This is a genomic window from Rhizobium sp. F40D2 (genome assembly GCF_051810745.2).
Taxonomy (GTDB): Bacteria; Pseudomonadota; Alphaproteobacteria; order Rhizobiales; family Rhizobiaceae; genus Rhizobium.
Genome location: NZ_JBPWQX020000002.1, coordinates 98,293 through 118,025 on the forward strand (window position 1 = coordinate 98,293; position 19,733 = coordinate 118,025).

The 19,733-nt window shown below is 58.0% G+C and carries 9 protein-coding genes and 5 pseudogenes; 8 read left to right on the forward strand and 6 right to left on the reverse strand.

What is annotated here, in order from left to right; genetic code table 11:
- Nucleotide 1 precedes the first annotated feature (1 nt).
- A pseudogene (locus tag ACS4RS_RS25160) lies at nucleotides 2-1,110 on the reverse strand (ABC transporter ATP-binding protein).
- A 244-nt stretch (nucleotides 1,111-1,354) separates the two neighbouring features.
- On the opposite strand from ACS4RS_RS25160, the gene ACS4RS_RS25165 reads away from it, so the two are divergent.
- The 5 genes and pseudogenes from ACS4RS_RS25165 to ACS4RS_RS25185 all read left to right on the forward strand — a co-directional run bounded on the left by ACS4RS_RS25165 (nucleotide 1,355) and on the right by ACS4RS_RS25185 (nucleotide 6,713).
- Complete coding sequence (locus tag ACS4RS_RS25165) at nucleotides 1,355-2,053, forward strand: FCD domain-containing protein (RefSeq protein ID WP_439012796.1); 699 nt, start codon at nucleotides 1,355-1,357, stop codon at nucleotides 2,051-2,053.
- Between the two features lie 106 nt (nucleotides 2,054-2,159).
- Nucleotides 2,160-3,521 carry an aminotransferase class III-fold pyridoxal phosphate-dependent enzyme gene (locus ACS4RS_RS25170; RefSeq protein WP_439013260.1) on the forward strand — a complete coding sequence of 454 codons (1,362 nt, stop codon included), beginning with the start codon at nucleotides 2,160-2,162 and terminating at the stop codon, nucleotides 3,519-3,521.
- Nucleotides 3,522-3,523: 2 nt separating this feature from the next.
- Nucleotides 3,524-5,232: pseudogene (locus ACS4RS_RS25175) on the forward strand (acetolactate synthase catalytic subunit).
- Complete coding sequence (gene fabG, locus ACS4RS_RS25180; RefSeq protein ID WP_439012797.1) at nucleotides 5,229-6,005, forward strand: 3-oxoacyl-ACP reductase FabG; 777 nt, start codon at nucleotides 5,229-5,231, stop codon at nucleotides 6,003-6,005. The pseudogene ACS4RS_RS25175 and the gene fabG overlap by 4 nt, the downstream one beginning before the upstream one ends.
- Before the next feature lie 36 nt (nucleotides 6,006-6,041).
- Entirely contained in the window at nucleotides 6,042-6,713 is a 672-nt protein-coding gene (locus ACS4RS_RS25185) for a winged helix-turn-helix domain-containing protein (RefSeq protein WP_439012798.1), read from the forward strand.
- Between the two features lie 144 nt (nucleotides 6,714-6,857).
- Here the strand turns inward: ACS4RS_RS25185 and ACS4RS_RS25190 are convergent.
- A pseudogene (locus tag ACS4RS_RS25190) lies at nucleotides 6,858-7,149 on the reverse strand (PIN domain-containing protein); the annotation flags it as partial.
- Nucleotides 7,150-7,419: 270 nt separating this feature from the next.
- Between ACS4RS_RS25190 and ACS4RS_RS25195 the strand changes: the two are divergent.
- The 3 genes and pseudogenes from ACS4RS_RS25195 to repB all read left to right on the forward strand — a co-directional run bounded on the left by ACS4RS_RS25195 (nucleotide 7,420) and on the right by repB (nucleotide 12,410).
- Nucleotides 7,420-7,767: a hypothetical protein gene (locus tag ACS4RS_RS25195; protein WP_439012799.1), complete on the forward strand. Its 348-nt coding sequence runs from the start codon at nucleotides 7,420-7,422 to the stop codon at nucleotides 7,765-7,767.
- Nucleotides 7,768-10,167: 2,400 nt separating this feature from the next.
- A pseudogene (gene repA, locus ACS4RS_RS25200) lies at nucleotides 10,168-11,363 on the forward strand (plasmid partitioning protein RepA).
- Nucleotides 11,364-11,438: 75 nt separating this feature from the next.
- Nucleotides 11,439-12,410: a plasmid partitioning protein RepB gene (repB, locus tag ACS4RS_RS25205; protein ID WP_439012800.1), complete on the forward strand. Its 972-nt coding sequence runs from the start codon at nucleotides 11,439-11,441 to the stop codon at nucleotides 12,408-12,410.
- A gap of 607 nt (nucleotides 12,411-13,017) precedes the next feature.
- On the opposite strand, the pseudogene ACS4RS_RS25210 reads toward repB, so the two are convergent.
- From ACS4RS_RS25210 to ACS4RS_RS25225, 4 genes and pseudogenes are all read right to left on the reverse strand, one after another.
- Nucleotides 13,018-13,606 (reverse strand): annotated as a pseudogene (locus ACS4RS_RS25210) (integrase); the annotation flags it as partial.
- 282 nt (nucleotides 13,607-13,888) lie between these two features.
- On the reverse strand, nucleotides 13,889-14,680 hold the full coding sequence (locus tag ACS4RS_RS25215; protein ID WP_439012801.1) for a hypothetical protein: 792 nt from the start codon (nucleotides 14,678-14,680) through the stop codon (nucleotides 13,889-13,891).
- Nucleotides 14,681-14,861: 181 nt separating this feature from the next.
- Nucleotides 14,862-17,108, reverse strand: a complete 2,247-nt coding sequence (locus ACS4RS_RS25220) for a tetratricopeptide repeat protein (RefSeq protein WP_439012802.1) — start codon at nucleotides 17,106-17,108, stop codon at nucleotides 14,862-14,864.
- A gap of 326 nt (nucleotides 17,109-17,434) precedes the next feature.
- Nucleotides 17,435-19,669, reverse strand: coding sequence for a mechanosensitive ion channel domain-containing protein (locus ACS4RS_RS25225; protein ID WP_439012803.1), 2,235 nt, complete (start codon nucleotides 19,667-19,669; stop codon nucleotides 17,435-17,437).
- Between the last annotated feature and the right edge of the window lie 64 nt (nucleotides 19,670-19,733).

Here is a 19,733-nt window from a genome sequence, read left to right on the forward strand (position 1 = left end):
TTCATGTCTCCGCATCGGTAAAGAGCCGCAGGCCATCGCGCTCGGCAATGACATCCACGAGGGTACCGGTCGCAAAGGGCGATCTCATCCCATAAGCGGGGATCTGCACCTGAATGATTTCTCCGTTCCCGAAATCGGTGCGAACGAGATGGAGATCGAAGGAGCCTGCAAAGACCGAGGTTTCGATCCGGCCAGGGAGTGCGTTCTTTCCCCCGCGCCGCGCGCTGCAAGGCCAAGGCGCTCAGGTCGGAGCGCAAGACGAACGCGATCACCGATCCTTGCCGAAGCCTCGAAACCCGCAACAGCGCCCGGCGTATCAATGACCACGTTGTCACCCAGCCTGATCGTGTGGCTACCGGCGGTCTCGCCCAGGATTTCCCCATTCAGGAAGTTCATCTTGCCGATGAAGTCCGCAACAAAGGCGCTCTGCGGATTGCAGTAGATCTCAGCAGGGGGTCCGATTTGTGCGAGTTGTCCCTTTGCCATAACGGCGATCCGGTCGGACATGGTCAACGCCTCCTCCTGATCGTGCGTCACATAGATGACAGTGGCGCCGAGACGCTGCTGCAACTGCTTGATCTCAAGCTGCATGGATTTGCGCAGCTTCTTGTCCAGCGCCCCGAGCGGCTCGTCCATCAAGAGAACAGGTGGTTCGAAGACAATTGCTCGGGCGACGGCCACTCGCTGTTGCTGGCCGCCGGATAGTTCGTGGGGGTAGCGTCTGGCGTAGTCGGGGAGTTGGACGAGGTCCAGCGCCCGGTTGACGCGTTCGGCTCTGAGGTCCTTGCGAATACTGCGCATCTTCAGCGGAAAGGCGACGTTTTCAGCCACGGTCAGATGCGGGAACAGGGCGTACCGCTGAAAAACCATTCCGATGTTGCGGCGCTCGGGCGACACGGTTGTGACGTCACGCCCGCCAATGATGATGCGCCCGGCAGAAGGGCTTTCGAAGCCAGCGATCATTGTAAGAAGCGTCGTCTTGCCCGATCCGGATGGACCGAGAACGGACAGGAATTCGCCGGCCGGAATATCCAAGGTCACTGCGCCTACGGCAGTTTGACTGCCATAGGCCTTGCCTATGCGATCGATGAAAACAGACGCACCAATCAAAATGATATCTCCCTCATTCGCGTGCTTGACACGCATTTAGACCTTCCCGGCCCGCTCGTGCGGGGCCGGGTTGCTGTTAGCGTCATGCCGGCGAGGCCGGCAGCTCGTGTGGGTATGGCCTTGCGCGCCAGGGCGTTGCCAATATTCACGATCCCGTTATGCTGTCACATCAGGGGATCGTTTTCGTCTCATCTATTTTTGTTGCAACAAAAGTTTGAAGAAGTCAACGCTTAAGAGGTGAAAATTGAACAAAAATACAACCAACGAGGAATCGCAGGCGGCTGACTATCAGGCGGGGCGCCTCAGTGACTTCGTCTACTCGTCCATCAAAGAGCTTCTCACGCGCGGAACTTACGGGCCCGGGCACAAGCTGCCTATCCGCTCGGTCGCCGAATTGTTGAACGTCGGCGTTACGCCGGCACGCGAGGCAATCAACCGACTTGTCTTCGAGGGCGCGCTCGTCATGGCGGGTCCTAAAACCGTCATCGTACCGCATCTCGATCTTGCTGCACTTTACGAAGTCACTCAGATGCGGCTTGCGCTCGAGGGGCTGGCAACCGAAAAAGGTGCTCCGCGGGCGACGAGTGAGACAATCGACAAGTTACTGGGCTTGCAAGAGAAAATAACGTCATCGCTTGATGAAAAGCGCTATGCCGATGCTCTTCACGACAACAAGGAGTTTCACTTTACGATCTATCGGCTTTGTGAGATGCCGCATCTCCTTTCAACGATTGAGTCGTTATGGTTGAGGGTCGGGGCTTCATTCCACAACCTCTATCCCGAGTTCGCCGAGGCCAGGCATGGAGTGCACAACCACATGGCCGCGATAGAGGGGCTCGTTGATAGAGATCCATCTGCTGTCCGGGCAGCGATGGAAAACGATATTCGGGACGGATACCGGCGCCTGAAGCGGGCCGCTCTGGAGAATCCTCGAAGGCAATAATCGCGGTGTTTGATTTTTTTGTTGCAACTACTCCTGCTTCATGATTTTTGTTACAACAAAATTATGAAGGGTTGCGCCGCGACCCGCATTGGCCGGAGAAGATCGAATGTTCCACCCAGATTTATCGCGGAGCGGCCGGGGATTTTCCCGATCGCGGTCCGAACATTTCTTCAAAAGGGGGCGCCGCGTGTTCCCCACGGGGATTACGCGGGCCACGGTGGATCACGAGCCCTCCCCGCTTTACATTTCGCGCGGGGAGGGAGCCTATCTTGTCGACGTCGATGGTAACCGGCTCCTCGATCTCAACAATAATTTTACGACGCTGATCCACGGTCACGGTTTCCTTCCAGTCGCCGACGCGGTTGCAGATCTTCTTCATCGCGGCACGTGTTTCTCCAACCCCACCGAGCACGAGATCACGCTTGCCGAGCTATTGATCGAACGCATTCCGGCCGTCGAACATATCCGCTTCGTCAACAGCGGAACGGAGGCTGTGATGTTTGCGATCAAGGCCGCCCGCGCATTTACGTGCCGGCCAGGCGTTGCACGTATCGAAGGAGCCTATCACGGCGCCTACGACTGGGCGGAAACGGGGCAGGCGGTGTCGCCGGCTGTCTGGAACGACCCACAGCGATCATCAGCTGTACCCGCCTATCGCGGGATGCCGCCCTCGGTTGGTGAGGAGGTAACCGTTATCCGCTTTAATGACGTCGCGGATCTCGAGCGTCGCATTGCTTCGGCAGCCCCTTCGTTGGCCTGTATCCTGATTGATCCGATGCCGAGCCGCGCCGGATTGATTGCGCCTGAACCGAGTTTCCTTGCCGCCGTCGGGGCGATCGCCAAGCAAAATGGCATTCTCGTCGTGGCTGATGAAGTCCTCAATCTACGCCAGTCATATGCGGGAGCTTCGGCCCGCTATGGTCTGCAGCCCGACCTGATCGCGGCTGGGAAGATCATCGGCGGAGGTTTTCCAGTGGGGGCAATAGGTGGTCGCGAGGACGTCATGCGGGTCTTCGCGAGCGACAGCGGCAAGCCGCTGCTTCCGCAAGGCGGCACATTTTCGGCAAACCCCGTATCGATGGTCGCAGGTCGGGTCGCAATGGAGGCGATGACGGAGGCCGCATTCGGTTCGCTGGAGAGCCTTGGCGACAGCATTCGGGCAGGTCTTCGAAAGGAAATCGAGCGCCGCGGCTCAGCCTTCAGCGTGACGGGGGCCGCATCATTGTTTCGCATCCATCCAAAAAGCCAGGAGCCAACTGACTTCCGCGAGGCTTATCTCGAGCGGGAAGAGGCCGAATTGATGGCTCGTCTTTCCAGGCATTTCCTCGATTGCGGCATCCTGCTTCCGAATGGCGCCGCCGCGTGCCTTTCGACGGCAATGACCAAGGCCGACGGTGATGAGGTCATTTCAGCTTTCGCAGACTTTCTTTCAAACCTTGAAGCAAACCCAACAGAAGCAGGCACGTGATCATGGCAACTGATGTTTTCACCGTCGCCGAGCGTATCGCTCAGTCTCTCAAGAGACACAACGTCACCCATATCTTCGCTCAGAGCCTGCCTTCGGCGGTCATCCTCGCCGCCGAAGGGATCGGAATCCGCCAAGTCGCCTACCGGCAGGAAAATATGGGCGGGACCATGGCTGACGGCTATGCGCGCCTGTCCAGAAAGGTCGGCGTGGTCGCAGCACAAAACGGACCTGCCGCAACGCTTCTTGTCCCACCGTTGGCGGAAGCGCTGAAGGCGAGCGTACCGATTGTCGCTCTTGTCCAGGATGTTGAACGTGATCAGGCTGATCGCAATGCATTCCAGGAACTCGACCATCTTGCATTGTTCCAATCCTGCACGAAGTGGGTACGCAAGGTGATCGTTGCCGAACGGATCGACGATTATATCGATGCGGCCTTTACTGCGGCAACCTCGGGCAGGCCGGGGCCGGTCGCTCTCCTGCTTCCCGCCGACCTGTTACGAGAGCAGATAGCGCCTTCGCAATTTCGGCGCGAGGCTGCCTTGGGTCACTGGCCGCTCGATCGGTTGCGCCCGCGAAACAGTGACATCGAGCATGCAGCCTCGATGATCGCGGCAGCTCATGCTCCTATCATCATTGCGGGAGGCGGCGTTCACGCAAGCCGCGCCGCTGGCGAACTGTCAGCGCTACAGGATGAGGCCTCACTTCCCGTCGTGACGACCAATATGGGCAAAGGTGCGGTCGACGAATTCCATCCCCTGTCGGCCGGGGTTCTCGGTGCTCTCGTTGGACCGCGGTCGCTCGGACGACATACCGTGGCGCTTGTCGAAGAGGCCGATCTCGTTATTCTGGTCGGGACGCGCACCAATCAGAATGGCACGGATAGTTGGCGTCAAATTCCCCGGTGCGCGTCGGTCATCCATGTCGACGTCGATCCCGCCGAGATCGGTCGCACGTATGAGGCCGTCAGGTTGGTAGGCGATGCGGCTGAGACCATTCGGGTGCTCCGCCGGGAACTGGCCGGCCGCGATCTCGCCTACCGCGCATCGAAGCGCAATCAGCTGACTGCCCGGATCGCCGGGTTCTGGCGCGCGTTTGATACAGAACGGCAATCCGTTGCCCGATCGGATCCGGTCCGATCCGCCCCGAACGGATCATGTTCGAGCTGCAACAGTTGATGACGGCAGAGACGACCGTTGTTGCCGATGCGAGCTATTCCTCGATGTGGGTTGCCGGCCAGCTGCGGGCGCTTTCGCCCGGCATGCGCTTTCTCTTGCCGCGGGGCCTTGCTGGTCTTGGTTGGGGCCTGCCGCTAGCGCTCGGCGCAAAAGCGGCAGAACCCGACAAACCGGTCGTTACGATCGTCGGGGACGGCGGCTTCGCGCATAGTTGGGCGGAGCTGGAGACCATGGTGCGAAGCAGGCTCCCCATCCTCATTATCGTGTTGAACAACGGCATACTCGGCTTTCAGCGTGACGCCGAAACGGCCAAGTTCGGTAGGTTCACGACGGCCTGCAGCTTTGCGGATGTCGACCATCAGAAAGTTGCCGAAGCCTGCGGCTGCCCGGCAGTTCGCATTTCCGATCCTGCCGATCTTCGTCGTTACATGGAGCGCGGTCTCTCTGGAGAGGGGCCTTTGCTGATCGAGGTCATGACAGACCCTGGCGCCCATCCACCGCTATCGCTGTTTGCTGCAATGGATCGAGCAGCATGAGCGCCGGCTGCAGCCCGCATGTTGCGGTCATCAGCGGAGGCACGACCGGTATCGGTCTTGCCACTGCCTTTCGTCTGCTCAAAGCCGGCCATCGGGTTGCCGTCTTCAGCCACGGCGCGGCAAGCGTCATGGCCGCCGGCACAGCACTTGCCGAGGCTTTCGGACCTGAAAGCTCGATTGCGAGACAGGTCGATCTCCGTGAGCCAGCGGCCATCACGCAATTTTTCCGGGAAGTCGCCGGTGTGTTGGGCGCACCTGGGATTCTTGTCTGCAACGCTGGGATATCGCCAAAAGGTCCCGAGGGCCCCCTTAACGTCGCTGACCTTGCTCTTGAAGAGTGGAACGACGTGCTAACCGTCAACCTGACGGGTACGATGTTGTGTTGCCGAGCCGTTCTGCCTGCCATGAAGGAAAAAGGTTATGGCCGCGTCATCTTCGTCGGTTCCCTTGCGGGGCGGACAAGACCACGGATCGCCGGCCCGAGCTATGTGGCGTCAAAAGCGGCTCTATCAGGGTTATCCCGCGTTCTGGTCTCTCAATATGGCCCCTATGGCATAACATCGAATGTCGTGGCGCCGGGTCGCATCCTGACGCCACTGACCGGACCCCCGGAAAGCAAGACGAACATCGAGGCGCTCACCCGTATTCCGGCCGGCCGTCTCGGCACTCCGGATGATGTGGCTGCCGTGATTGCGTTCCTGGCATCGGAAGATGCCGGGCTCGTCAACGGAGCCATCATAGATGTCATCGGCGGCGAGTTCACGCCGAGTTGAGAGTTGACGTTTTCAAATGACTAAGGGGCGATCGACTTGAAACCTGTCATTTTGGTTTGCTCACAGGACGCCGAGCTTTATTTACTGCTTGCGCATATTCTGCGTAGCGAAGGCTTCGAGGCTCGCCTCGGAGCAAGTGAAGGCGATGTGCTGGAGGCCTGCACTTCGACAGAGATTTCCGCAATTATCCTCGATTGTGCAGCCTGGCCGAGTGATATTGCACCTCTATGTGCGCTGCTGAAGGACTCTGGGCTTTCCGTGGGGGCGCTCATCGGCGGGGGTATGCGTGCGCAGCACCTGCAATTGATCAAGGCGGGCCTCGACGAAGGAATTACGCGTCCTTTGTCGCCGTCGAAGCTTCTCGCCTTTCTGCACGGAATAAGACCGCAGCCGGGGGCTGGGACTCGGCCGAACTTCGCTGTCCACGCCGCGTTTATATTCGAGCCGCACGCTGTAGTCGTCGGGGGGAAGAGAATAGCTCTGGCGCCTATGGAGGTGAGAATCCTCCGGTTCCTTCTAGAAAGGCAAGGTCAAGTCAGCACCCGCGAACAACTAATTGAGGCCGTTTGGCCGGATCCGCACGCAGTGGAGAGCCGGACGGTCGATGTGCATATCGGCCGGCTGCGGAGAGCGTTTGCAGGACTTGGTAGTCTGGGGATTCGTACTGTATACGGTGCGGGCTATGCTCTTGAATATCTCGATGGTTGATGTTCGCATGTCTTGGCGATGGGGTGCCTCTGTTGCAGTTTCGTCTCCCGCAGGACGATCTACACGAAGAACACGCCAGGAATAATCGGCTCCAGGAATGTCAAAATCGTCGGATCGCAGTCAACCCGTCCAGTTCTCGACCTGCTAAAGCGCACCCGCATGGACATCTCCGATGTTCGCCGTCACAAGAACTGCTCCCAGGGCGTAGGCATGGGCGGCAATGAACAGGTCATTCGGACCGATAGCCTTGCCTGAGACCGCCTCTAGTTCAGTCCGGATAACGCCGTACTGGCGTCGGCGGAGACATCCGGTGCTGACACCGGTATGCCGTTAAGGATGCCTCGATTTGTGCGAGAAGTTTGGCGGATCCTTTCTTGGCGCAACCATAGCGCAATTCAGATGCCGTGATGATGCTGACGCAGATTGCTTGCGTGCCGTGGAATTTCCCGGCGCGCCCGTGCCGTCGCTCCCGGTGCGGAACGAGCCGATCAAGCCATTGCCGCCGAGGAAGGCTCCGTTCTGGATCGTCACGTCAGAAAGGAAGCTGCCATTGATGGCTAGCGTTCCCTCCACAATGTCGGTTGTGCCGTCGGCGGTTCAGGTGAGCTTGCCGCCGCCGAGCTTCTCGAAAACGCCACTGCTGGATATGTTGTTGGAGAAGGTGCCGTCGAAATCCTGATCGAAGATTTGCGTAGGATTGTTAACGATGTCGCCGCTGATGCTGCTGCTGGTGCCCGAGAGCGTCCCGGCGGGAATGGTGGTGCCGCCGAAATGGTTGGCGGTTCAAATGAGTCTCGGCTCGCCGCTTCCCGACTTCACCAACCTGCCCCATCCCGACAATGTCGCCCGAAAACTCGCCGTCGAAAGTCTGGTCAAATTGGAGCAACGCCGGAATATCTCGCCCATGTCGCCCTGTATGCTGTCCGTGTTGCCGAGTAGCGTTCCAGCGAAGATGATCGTGGCTCCGGCATACGCATTCGAGCCGATAACGGTAAGCGTGCCGCTGCCATCCTTGATGAGCGCGCCGCCGCCGCTTATGCGCCCTGAGTGCTAACGGTCTGGCCCTCGTTCGTGGAATAGGAACCCTCGACTAGGGTCGTCGCGCTAATGAAGGTCGAAGCGTTGGTCGTGATAAGGCTCGCGGTGGTGGCGATGTCAACGTTGGCCGTAAGCCTTTCCGACGAGTTGTTGCTGCCAAGGAAGATTATCCCTCCGCCACCCAGGACGTCGCTTGCAAAGTTCGAAGAGGAGACGGTCACTTCCCCTGACGTGCCGATTGTCCCGGCTCCTGAAAGACTATGAAGCGTTTCGTGGTTCAGGCCGAGATTCCATGGTGCCGTCGATCGCGATGGAGCCCACAATGTTCGGATCGGTCGTATCAAGAGCGATCGGGCCGCCGACACAGAGGGGACCGACATCGATCAGGCGCGCCGTAGAGCTGGACGTCATCGATGATGAGCCTTCGCGTATGCGGCGCTGATGGGGAAGGTTGGTCGCCGTCGCGAGCAGCCATCTGCCGTGCGAGCCTTGACGGCGGGGAGGGGTGCCCGGCCGTCTTGACACAGTTTTTTTGAAGTTGGTCGCAGGATAACCCACTGAAATCGCGCTTAAACCCGCGTTAAATGGAAAGTAACTCGAGCATCACTTCCGTCGCCCATGATCGCCAACGCTGCTGCCACGCAGGTTAAACATCATCGTTTGGTGGGAACGACGGCATTGTCGTGCAGGTTTGTCCCCATGTAAAGGGGGTGATGTCGTATCTTCCACGTCCACTTCCTAATGTGGCCTGACAGCGGCTCTTCGCCTGAAGTGCCCCGCCAAAAGCGGAGTTCGACGAAGTGCTGGCGCCTCGGCACTATGTGGGCACCTGGGTGGTGAACGCCACCCACTGGTCGATATAATCTGCTATGTCACACGAAAGTCGGTGCAAGTCGATGCAACGGTCAAGACATTGTCGGGCGCATGGCGCCGATCTCGATCTCAGCTATAATGATCCAACTCGCGTGGCGAGGCGTGTAGTGGGGTTCCAGACTTCGCAAAATCCGACGTGCCTCAGCTTCAAAAAATCAATGATCGAGCCCCGGCGGAGGCAGACTTCCAGAGTCACAGCACCCTCAGTTCACCAAACGCTAAAGACCCTCGACCAAATTGGATTGATCCAGCGGCAATAGGCGTGGCGCGCAGCAGCCAACTACTTATGCCGCCCTCAAGAACTCCCAATCCTCGGCATGGATAACCCGCCACAATCTTCCAAGATGAAGGACTAGTTCGCTTCGTCGATCGGGCGAATTGTCGGGCCGTAAGAAGCGCCAGGTCACCGCCCTAAGCCCCTCGACCGCAAGCGCCCTGAGGTAAGCGACATCTATTCGGTCGCGGCCCTGCGACAAGTCGCTCGTTTCCGTGGCGTTTGCGGATGGGTCGGCGGCGGCCTGGACCGGGAGAACTCTTCGACGAGGCGCTGGTCCGCGGCCGATCCTCGGAGCGGCAATGCATTTCGGTAGCCGGGCCGCTGCTCCAGCGGGAACGGGGAAGAACATAAGGGTGATCGAGCGGCACGACGTGCTTCCGGAAATACCAGGCGACGCGCACGTCTCTAAGGCTGCGCTTCCTATTCGGCCTTGGGGTGCGGTCAGGCTCCATTTCCGGGCGATCCCGCTGTTCCTGAAAATCGGGTTATCTCCGTATGTCTCTATATCACCGGGTTCGGCTTGCCAAAACCATGATTCGGGTGAGACGGAGCTGCATTCATATCATTCGAAGTGGACATCGCCCCTCGCTCCACTATGGAAAGCAGCGCGAGGATCCGCCCACCGACCGCTCTCGCGGCCGGCCCCGGAGCACAAGGCGGCGGTAGCTGACATGAGCCGTGCAAACGCACTTGTCACCAAGGCAAAATGAATCCGACATGACGTTTCCGTGTCCAATGAGTGCAAAACGTTGCAACGCTTCGTTTCGGCCGTATTTCGTGGACCGCCGCTGCTTCATCTTCCTTCATATGAGAGTAAGGTTAGATAGCCACGACATCCTTCTACGATCAAAGCATGTCGCATGCGGGCGTTTTTGTTGGCTTTAAGGCTTGTAGTCGTCTCACCAGGGCGTCACGTCAGTTATCGCTTAACTTGGCTGGGTGAGTTGTTAAAGCGGCTGCGAATCCCGAAGATCGCACTCCGCAGCCGAGGGCCGTATACGGCGCTCAAGTGTAGCGTGCCTCTAAGCCAGGGTGCGTGCATTTAGGTAACTCATTGCCAAGTCTATGAAAATATCCTGTTTTGACGGCCGTCAAAAACCCGTCCCGTCGCGCCTACTCTTTGACGTGAGGTTTCGTCCCCTTCTGCAGTCCCCACTTTCGCGCGGTCGTGTCCTCAATTTTCCTTGTCCGACAACGAGAATCGGCGATAATGACGCCATTTCGTCGATTTCGTCGATTCTATCGACATAATGGCAAAGAGGTAAGATGAACGCGGTCAGCTCGTTACCGTCATTCGAATTTGATGACAAAATCCTGATGCAAGGGGCGGAGATATCGCGCAAGCTTGATCAATTGCGTCTGGAGAATTTTCCGCCCGACGCGAGGAAGACTCTTCGTAAGTTTTCGGTGGCTGAGGTTGCACACTATCTGGGCGTCACGCCAAGCAATTTGAAGCGTCTCTATCTCGACGACAAGGGCCCGACTCCGACCATAATGTCTGGAAATCGCAGGTACTATACTGCCGAGCAGATGCTGGAACTCCGCTACTTTCTCGACAAGACCGGGAAAACTGAAGCCAAGCGGTATGTCCCGCATCGCAAGCAAACTGATAAGCTTCAAGTCATTGCGGTTGTCAATTTCAAAGGGGGTCTGGCAAGACGACCACGGCCGCTCATCTTGCGCAGCACCTTGCGCTCACGGGCCACCGCGTTCTGGCCGTCGATCTCGATCCTCAAGCGTCGCTTTCCGCGTTGCACGGGTTCCAGCCGGAGTTGGATAAAAACCCCTCGCTCTATGATTCAATCCGCTATGATGATGAACGCAGACGTATCGCCGACATCATACTGCCCACCAATTTTCCCGGTCTTGACATTATCCCAGCAAATCTCGAACTGCAGGAATACGAGTACGACACGCCGCTGGCCATGCAGTCTGGAACCGAAGGCAAGCGGTTTTTCACGCGTTTTGGCAAAGTGCTAGAAGAGGTGGATAGCCGTTATGATGTCGTGGTGGTCGATTGCCCGCCGCAACTCGGATATCTGACGTTAACCGCCCTAACTGCTGCCACGTCTGTTTTGATTACCGTCCATCCGCAGATGCTCGATTTGATGTCGATGTCGCAATTCCTCCTCATGCTCGGCAACATTACGAAAACAATTAAGAAAGCCGGCGCAAATGTGCGGATGGATTGGCTGCGTTACTTGATCACGCGCTTTGAGCCTACCGACATTCCTCAGGTCCAGATGCTAGGTTTCATGCAATCGATGCTGGCCCAGGAAATCCTGAAGAGCCCGATGGTAAAAACGACGGCGATTTCAGATGCCGGCCTGACCAAACGAACTCTTTATGAGTTGGAACGCTCAAACTTCACCCGTGAGACCTACGACCGCGCGATCGAATGCATGGATGCCGTCAACTTCGAAATTCAAGGATTAATTCATAAGGCTTGGGGTCGACTGTGATGATGTTGACTGCCGTCAAAACCCCGAATTTGCCTATTGAAAACAACCCGATACTGGGGGCGTGAGGATAACGAGATGGCTCGAAAGAACCCATTTTTGAACGTCATGAATGAAACGCAGACGGACGAGAACCGCGAAGTTCTCAACTACGCGATCAAAGGTGCGTCCAAATCGATTCTGAGTTCGATCGACGAACTCGCTGCACGTGCAGACCGATTGCTCGAAGGTGAGACGATCGTTGAACTTGATCCTGACTTGATCGATGCGTCCTTCGTGCGTGATCGCATCGAGGATGACGAGCAGGAATTCGGGCAGCTGCTTTTGGCAATTCGCGACCGGGGCCAGGACAGCCCCATTCTAGTCCGGCCTCATCCGATGCTGACGGGGCGCTACATGGTCGTATTCGGCCATCGGCGGCTGCGGGCGGCGCGGGCACTCGGAAGAACGGTTCGTGCCGTTGTCAAGGAGTTGAAAGATAGCGACCATCTCGTTGCGCAGGGGCAGGAGAATTCGGCGCGCGCCAACCTGTCGTTTTTCGAAAGGGCGATGTTTGCGAGTGAGATTGCGCGGCTCCAATTAGATGGAGACAATGCGATCGTCCTCTCGGCGCTCTCCGTAGACAGGGCCACTCTATCCAAGATGTTGGCAGTGGCGAGCATGCCGGGCGAGGTGCTTGAATCTGTTGGCGCGGCGAAAGGCATCGGCCGGGATCGCTGGTACGAGCTGAAGACCCTATTGGAGCGGCCTTCCAATTTGGCGAAGGCGCTCGCCTTTCTCAAGTCGGATGAATTCGGCGCAAAAAGTGGCGACGATCGGTTTAACGCCTTGCTCGCCCATATCAAGGCCACAGGGCGACCGGTGCCATCAAAATCGGTCAGCACGTCCAAATGGGTTTCCGAGGACAGGTATGTTACTGCCGATCTGAAGAGCGACGGGCGCACTTTCACGGTCGCCTTGAGGGCCAAGGATGCGATGGCGTTTGGAGACTTCCTGTCCGAAAATCTAACGGATTTATATAAGGCCTATCGAAGCCGTAACGGAAATTAGGTGGAAGGCGGTTAAGCGCGATTTGCAATGCCGGCCGGGGCTCGGTGCGCGACATCGCCCAGACAAAGGCCTGATCGTCTACCCGCTCGGCCTCGCTTGTAACCTTCCCTCAAGTCCTCGACGACGGTCCCGGCGGCCCATTGGCAATTGTCGACGCCCGGAACGAGCGACAATGTGTAATCAGCGAACACGGCGTACATCTGCCCGACCCCCGTTGCTCGGTCAGCTAGCGGAGGAAGTCAATGTTGTGGGAAGGGGTTCGCGGGTGTCGGCAAGGTTCCTGCTTGACCGATTAGTGTAGTCCGACGGTTTGTTTTTAGTAAGTGACGCTCAATGGCGTCCGATGTCTCGTCGCTTCGGATGTGATCTGTGGCGGAAGTGATACCTGCTTTCACTTCTGAATCAGGCTCCGTGTAGCATGTCTTCAACAGGTTATGATCTATCGATCCAGTGTGCTTGAGGCCAATCCGCAATCCGCGATCCCGCGACGCCGGCAGGATTTGGCCTTTGCTTAGCAACTTCGATTGACGCGTTAAGCGAAAAATCTGGCATTGATTTTTCACCTAACGGCTCCATCCGCAGCCGGGGAGTGGGCCTGTTCAAAACTCTATCCTTTGGCGAGGTCAATCCGGGAGCGGTCGCGACGGCGCTGGTATTTGTGGGTCACTTCCGCGCTGACATCAAGGAGTTGCTTCGGCACGTAGCGCTGTCGACCTCGGCCTGGGCGGCGAAGCCGGCCCGGAGCGAACGGTCCGGGAATATTTCGGCACGCTCGGCCTCGTTGAGGTCGCCGCGGATGCCGGCGGCAAGTGCCGCCTTCTTGACGAGACGCGCCTTCTCGCGGTCGTGTAATCGATCCGGCCCAGCATGCTTGTCTTGACACCGGCCCGGCGGAACAGAGAATATTTGGCGGTCCGGCCGTATATCTGATGCAGGTCTCGACGGCGACAATTGGAGGGTCGCGTCGGAGGAGCCGCGGCCGAACTCAATCTCTCGTCGGCCGGTCTTGCCGGCCAGGGTGACGAGAAGGCCCTCGTCGAGGATTTCGCGCCAGCCGCCACGGTCCTCAGTCGGGTCGCGGCTGCGATCCAGCCCGACGATCTCGGACCGCCGCAAGCCGCCGGCGAAACAGCATTGCCCGATCCTGCAAGCCGCGCAGGGTTCCGTCTGTCGAACATTTCGAGAATGGCGATCACGCAAGGAGCGCGTCACACTTATTTGACAACAAGACCTGTCGGCGTTTTGCCTTGAGGCTGGGCGCCTTCCGGATATCGAAGCCCTCAATGAGGCTGGGCTGTTCCCGCACCAGGACCTTGAATCTGTGCCATCGGCGTACCCACTAGATGAGGGTCTGGAGGCCATTGATTGATCCGCGGCAGCACTCTGTCATCAAAACCGTCGGACGTGGTAGAGGCAAAGAGCATGATGGTTGGCCAACGCTGCCACCAAAAATAGCTCGAACTACAGGCAGACCATTTTTAAAAATGAACCGCTATCCCTAAAATCGGGCCCTGCTGGACAACGTCGAAGACAAAGCCGTCATTGTTGCTGTAGTTCACGCCCATTGCCCGATACCCAGCGACGGCCGAGACCGCGTTGGTAAATTTATAGCCGAGCCCCAGCGCCACGTCCCAATCGAGATCCGCACCGCCGCCGCCGACAAGGCCCCATCCGGTCAGATAAAATTCCGGCGTGAAGAAATAATTGCCTCTGACGCCAGCCACGGCGTCGACCCACGTCGCGCTGTCGTCCCTTTCACGCCCGTCCAGAATACCGCCATTAAATGCAATATTTGTGTCGACCGACCAGACCCTCACGCCGCCGACTATATCGAGATGGCCCGATTGGTCCTCGAGCACGGAATAGCCGACGCCGAGAAGTCCGGCGAACGTCTTCGAGGTCACATCGACGCTATCGGCCAGGATACCACGTCGCGTATGCGCGTCGGCTCCAAGCTTGGTGTAGATGATGTCGCCGAAAATGCTGTACCGGTCATATCGTGCTTCGCCGGCACCCATGAAAGCGAAGTCCAGGTTTTGCAGAATATCGCTAAAGCTGGAGTCGATGTGGACTTCGGGCAATCCGAACTGCGCCGTGTCTCCCGAAATCCCGGCAGCCCAGAAATATGGGGCCGCTGTAAATGACCATCCGCTCGGGCTTTCAATCACCTTCGCCTGAGGCGACAATGGTGTGATATCTGCCGACGAACTCGGCGATGCGGCGGCAAGGCCCGCCAAAAAGACAGCTACAGGCACAAAGATAGTTTTCATGATCGTCTCCATTCCCCCTTTGTCGGCGACCGACAAGCGTCAAGATCCTACCCAATTCTTGATTCGCTGACGGACAACCTGCCCGAAAAACCGAAATTCCTTAAGTAACTTATGGTTACAATCTCGCGCGATGGTTCGCCAATTGAACTACCGTCTCTGAATTTCATCACGACCCACAAACTCACTTTGCGGGATGCGCCTGGCGCCGCAGATCATCGGCGAGACGAAGAATGCCCGGATCGCTGGGAAGAAGGGATACCAGCCGGTCGGCATAGCCAAGCGCGGCGTCAAAATTTCTTCTGTCCCGATTGAGAGTCGCGAGTGCCAGCAACGTATCCCGGTCATTGGGATGATGCGCGAGGCTCGTTTCGAGTAGCGCGATCGCGTCATCTGTACGCCCGCCTGAGTGCAGTGCAATCGCGTAGACGTAGGCGTATTGCGCCTGTTCGGGCGCGAGATTGTTAGCCTGACGCAGTTCGTCAAGCGCATCCTGGGAACGGCCTAACCGAACCAGAGTCAGGCCAAGTGTGTATCGAAGGCCGGCGTCCTCGGGCGCCGCCTTCAGCACGGCGCGCAGCACCTCTTCGCCATCCTGGTCCCGCCCAAGCGTTCGATAAAGGTCGGCAAGATTGACTGCCGCCGGCGCGTACTCAGGGCTGAGGTGCAGCGCGGCGCGATATTCGCCTTCCGCCTCCGCAGTCATCCCCCGCCGGGCGAAGAAGCTTCCCAGTGCGCTGCGCCCTTCAGGCCGGTCAGCATTGAGGCGTTGGGCCGCGATGAACTCGGCCGCTGCTTGATCGAAGTGGGAGCGATCGGTCTCTGGCTGGCTCGTTGTGGGAACCGAGGCCAGCAGCGATACGGTTCTGAGACGCACGTCGCGGACCGGATCTGATAGCAAGGTCGACACAATCGACCAGAGTTGATCGGCGGGGGCGTCTTCGAGCATATCGAGCGCGCCGATGCGCACCATCGGATCGCGGTCGGCAAGGCCCGATCGCGCCACCTCAAAGTTGGTGGTGGACAAATAGGCGTTCAACTCGGTCAACGCGCTGGCGCGCACGAAAGGTGAGGCAACCGGATCGCGCGCAACACCGGCCAGGAGCTTTTCGGCGCCGGCCTGTTCCGTCCAAGCCACATTGAACGCCTCGGCATAATTCTGGAACCCTTTGCGATGTGGCCCGAACCAGCCTTCGACTGCAGAGGCGGCCCATTCGGACGACTTGTCCCTGTGGCAGTCGTTGCAGGCGTTCGGCGTGCCGAGCTTGGTCGAAAGGTCCGGACGTGGAATGCGGAAACTGTGATCATGCCGTTGGTCGATTACCATGTAGGTGTGTGCCGGCATGTGGCAGGAGGCACAGCTGAGCTGCACCTTCAGCTCATCATGATGGCGGTGAGCAACGGTTTCGTATCTCTCCGGCGCGTGACACTGTCCGCACACACCATCTTGCGGCGCACGCAGCGTGGCACTGTGCGGATCATGGCAATCGCTGCAGGTGACGCCGTGCGCAAACATTTTGCTCTGCTTGAAGGGGGCATAATTGTAAGTCTCCTCCGTGTCGCGCATCTGCCCGTCAGCATAAAACAGGGTGTGATCAAGGCCCGAAATATGATGCGTGTCGGACAGCGACAACCCCGGCACCCAATCTTCGGAGAACGGACTGCGGCGCGCATGGCAGAGGCCGCATGTTTCGACCTCCTTGCGCAGTGTAGAGGGTGGCAAGCTGCGTGCCGGCAACCCGGTCGTGGTGTCCGGCGTCCAGCTCACCCTCTCGCGCTCGTCGAAACTGACGACGAGTCCCTTTTTCGGGTCGTCTTGCCTGCCGAATGGCCACCAGCTCTGGCGAGCGCGGGCCCAGGCAAGGTGATGAGAGCCCTTGCCGTGGCAAGCCTCGCAACCCACATTGATTTCGGCCCAGCTGGTGGCAAATCGGTCGGCGGCGGCATCGTAGCTCTTGCGTATGCCGGTCGAATGACACTCAGCGCACATGAAGTTCCAATTCTGATTGAGCCTTGTCCAGTGCAGGATGTCGTCGTGACCGATCTCTTCGTTCGGATAGAGATGAAACCAGCGCTGCCCGCCTTCGGCCTTCGGACGACTATCCCAGGCAAGCGGCAGCGCCTGGATGCGGCCGTCAGGAAATTCTACGAGGTATTGCTGCAGCGGCGCGATGCCGAATGTGTATTTGACCTCGAAATCGGCAAGCTTTCCGTCGGCTCCGCCGGTCTCGACCAGGAACTTTCCATCTTTGCGGAAGAAGCGGGAGTGGATGCCGAAATGGTCGAGGCTGGCATCCTGGAAATCGCCCAACACCGACTTCTCGGTCGCATGGTCCATGGCATGCTCATGCTGGGAGGTACGCCACAGCTCGGCCTCGGCCTGATGGCAGCTGGCGCACCTTTCGCTGCCAACAAAGGAAACCACGTCCATGTTCGAAGCTTCGAGAGCGATTGATGGCCCATCGCCGCGCGCCAGCCAGGCAGCGAATCCGCTGGCGATGATGATCAGGACACCCGCGGCAACGATCGCTATTTTCCATCGGGCCGTAGCGCGGACCGATAGGTCCGGGGGCTCGCCCGTGGGAAGCGCAGTCGGAAGGCTGCGCTTTGCTTGACCGGGCTTCCGATTGGACCGTCTCTTCCTCAATTCCTGCGCCTCCTCTTCCGCAGTTGCGTCCGGCGGTCTGTCAAAATCACGAGGCGAGACGGCAATGACAAATGCCTGTTCGCACCAATATATGCAACCATGCGAGAGGCCTACGAAGCGACGCGCTGTCGGTCCGGTGCACTATTCGCATCAGTTGCGTTCGGCTGTTGCGTCGCGACGGTCATTGATCGATCGTCGACTGAATCGCGTTTGAGTTGGGCAGAACTTGGCAGCGATGAAGATAGTTCTATTCCTTCTCGGCGGCAGGCCTCGAGGATGCGCCACTTAGCGTCGGCCTCGATACCGCTGGCGCTGTTGGCGCGAATGATAAGTTTGAAATTGACCACCAGCGCGTTCTCGGTGATCTCGGAAATGCCCTTCAACTTGAGCGGCTCAAGGATTGCGTCTTTGTAGTCGGGGTTGTCCATAAGTTCGACCCCCACGCCCTTGGTGATAATGCGAAGTCGCTCGAGGTCCGTGTGACGGGCAAAATTGATCTGGAATTTGACTGTGGACCAGTCGCGGCTGAAATTGGTGATCTGGCCGAGCTGTCCAAACGGGACGGTGTGAAGCTGACCACTTTGATGCCTGAGCCGTACCGAGCGCAATGTGAAGCCTTCGACAGTCCCCTGTACTTTGTTGCAATCGATATATTCTCCAACCCGGAAAGCGTCGTCTGCAAGATAGAAAATGCCTGAAACAACATCGCGTACCAGGGATTGGCTGCCGAACGAGACAGCGAGACCAAATATCGAAGCGCTGGCGATAAGGGGGGCCGTGTTGATGCCAAGTTCCGAAAGGATCATCAGTGCTGTTACAACCACGACCAAAACGCTGAGAGTCACCTTGATGACTGGCATAAGCGTCAGGATGCGGGACGCCCTCATTCGCTCGGAGGAGGAAACGTTTGCGTCGGTTGTCTGAAGTGGAAGTGTTGCCGCATCCATGTATCTGCCGAGAATATATCTCATCGCCTCCCAAGCAATATATGCGCTAAGTGCGACAACCCCCGCCCTGATCAATGCATCCTTCCAGCTCGTCCACTGCGCCGATGTAAAGATGCCCAACGCCTCTCCGAGCCATATATGCAAGACATAGATCACCGCACTCATAATGATGACAAGGCGCGCGGCGCGCATGAGAACGCCGTATAGGCGGCGCGATGGGGCTTCCGCCGAGCCCACAGCTGCTCCTGCCGCGAGCCTGCGCCGGAAAAATTTAAAGAGAGACTCGGCAAGAATGACCCCGATGACTATGTTGATGGCGGTCATCTCGACATTGTGGCCTTGCACGGCACCGTAGATATCCACGAGGGTCCGCAGGGTGATCAGTGGAAGCGCGAAAAATAACCAGCCTTGGACGACCCGTTCCTGGTCTTGACCGCTTTTCCACCAGCCGAGGCTCGTCACGATCAGTTCTCCGATCGCCCGATGCCAGTGAATGACCGACCATGTGAGGATCGCGGCGAACAATAGCGCGTTGATCAGGAGACCCGCTGCAATGGCTTCGGAAGAAATTCCTGCGGTCGCGGGCACCGAGATCCAGCTCCGAAGCGCGTTCGCTGCAATAGTTATTGCCAAAAAAACGTATGTTGCACGGTTCGTATCCTCATCAAGGTCAACGATACGCAGGGCCGGTCTTCGTGGCCGGAACCAGACCACTATTACCTGCATATAGAAGCTCAATTGAAGCACGACGTTGAGAAGGAGCTTGCCAATACGCGCCTCGGTTCCCGCTCCCGCAAACCAGATGCCCTTCGCAAGGTCGCAGACGATCCATGCCGTCCCGAAAGCCAAGATATTCACGAGCGCGGCCAGGCCGAAAGTGATAAGCGTCGGGGGCTCATCCAGGGAAAGTCTACGCTTCAAGATCTGGTCGCCGAACTTGATGACCACGAATTGCAGGAAGATCGGGGTGCCTAAGGCAAACAAGACCAGTGATAAAAAATTCCCGGTATCACGTCCATGCGAGTTTGCTTCATCGAGTTGATCAAAAGTGCTGGAAAGGACCTGGGGTAGCTCGGGAAATGCGGTGACAACGGCAATCAACCGGCGGAAGAATCGGCTTGTGCCCGTCCCGAGGTCCTGCTCCAGAGTGCCAGCAGATTTTTCCGGCAAAGCGGCTACCGGGTTTGATGGTGTTGCGGAAGCAACTGGTTTGTCCGCCAGCTTACGGATCACAGCGTCGCTAACTTCGGTGACAAGTTGATCTAGCTGCTCTTTCGAGAGTGCGACCGTTGAGGAAGGCGGACCGGTCTGCACATTTTGGGCGTAACTGCGCACCGGTGCGGTCAACAGCAGCAGGCACAGGCAAAGCAATATCCTGTTAGGAAGGCCCGTCCTCATCGATATTTCTCCTGAGGTGACTTCGGATCACCCGAAAATGTGGCTGCCTTCTCGCTGGGAAGCG

Bases quoted from the DNA above. Each gene is read 5' to 3' on its own strand.
- repB (WP_439012800.1), top strand. From the start codon at position 11,439: ATGGCTCGAAAGAACCCATTTTTGAACGTCATGAATGAAACGCAGACG.
- ACS4RS_RS25170 (WP_439013260.1), top strand. From the start codon at position 2,160: ATGTTCCACCCAGATTTATCGCGGAGCGGCCGGGGATTTTCCCGATCG.
- ACS4RS_RS25225 (WP_439012803.1), bottom strand. From the start codon at position 19,669: ATGAGGACGGGCCTTCCTAACAGGATATTGCTTTGCCTGTGCCTGCTG.
- ACS4RS_RS25195 (WP_439012799.1), top strand. From the start codon at position 7,420: ATGTCGCCGCTGATGCTGCTGCTGGTGCCCGAGAGCGTCCCGGCGGGA.
- ACS4RS_RS25220 (WP_439012802.1), bottom strand. From the start codon at position 17,108: ATGGACGTGGTTTCCTTTGTTGGCAGCGAAAGGTGCGCCAGCTGCCAT.
- ACS4RS_RS25215 (WP_439012801.1), bottom strand. From the start codon at position 14,680: ATGAAAACTATCTTTGTGCCTGTAGCTGTCTTTTTGGCGGGCCTTGCC.
- fabG (WP_439012797.1), top strand. From the start codon at position 5,229: ATGAGCGCCGGCTGCAGCCCGCATGTTGCGGTCATCAGCGGAGGCACG.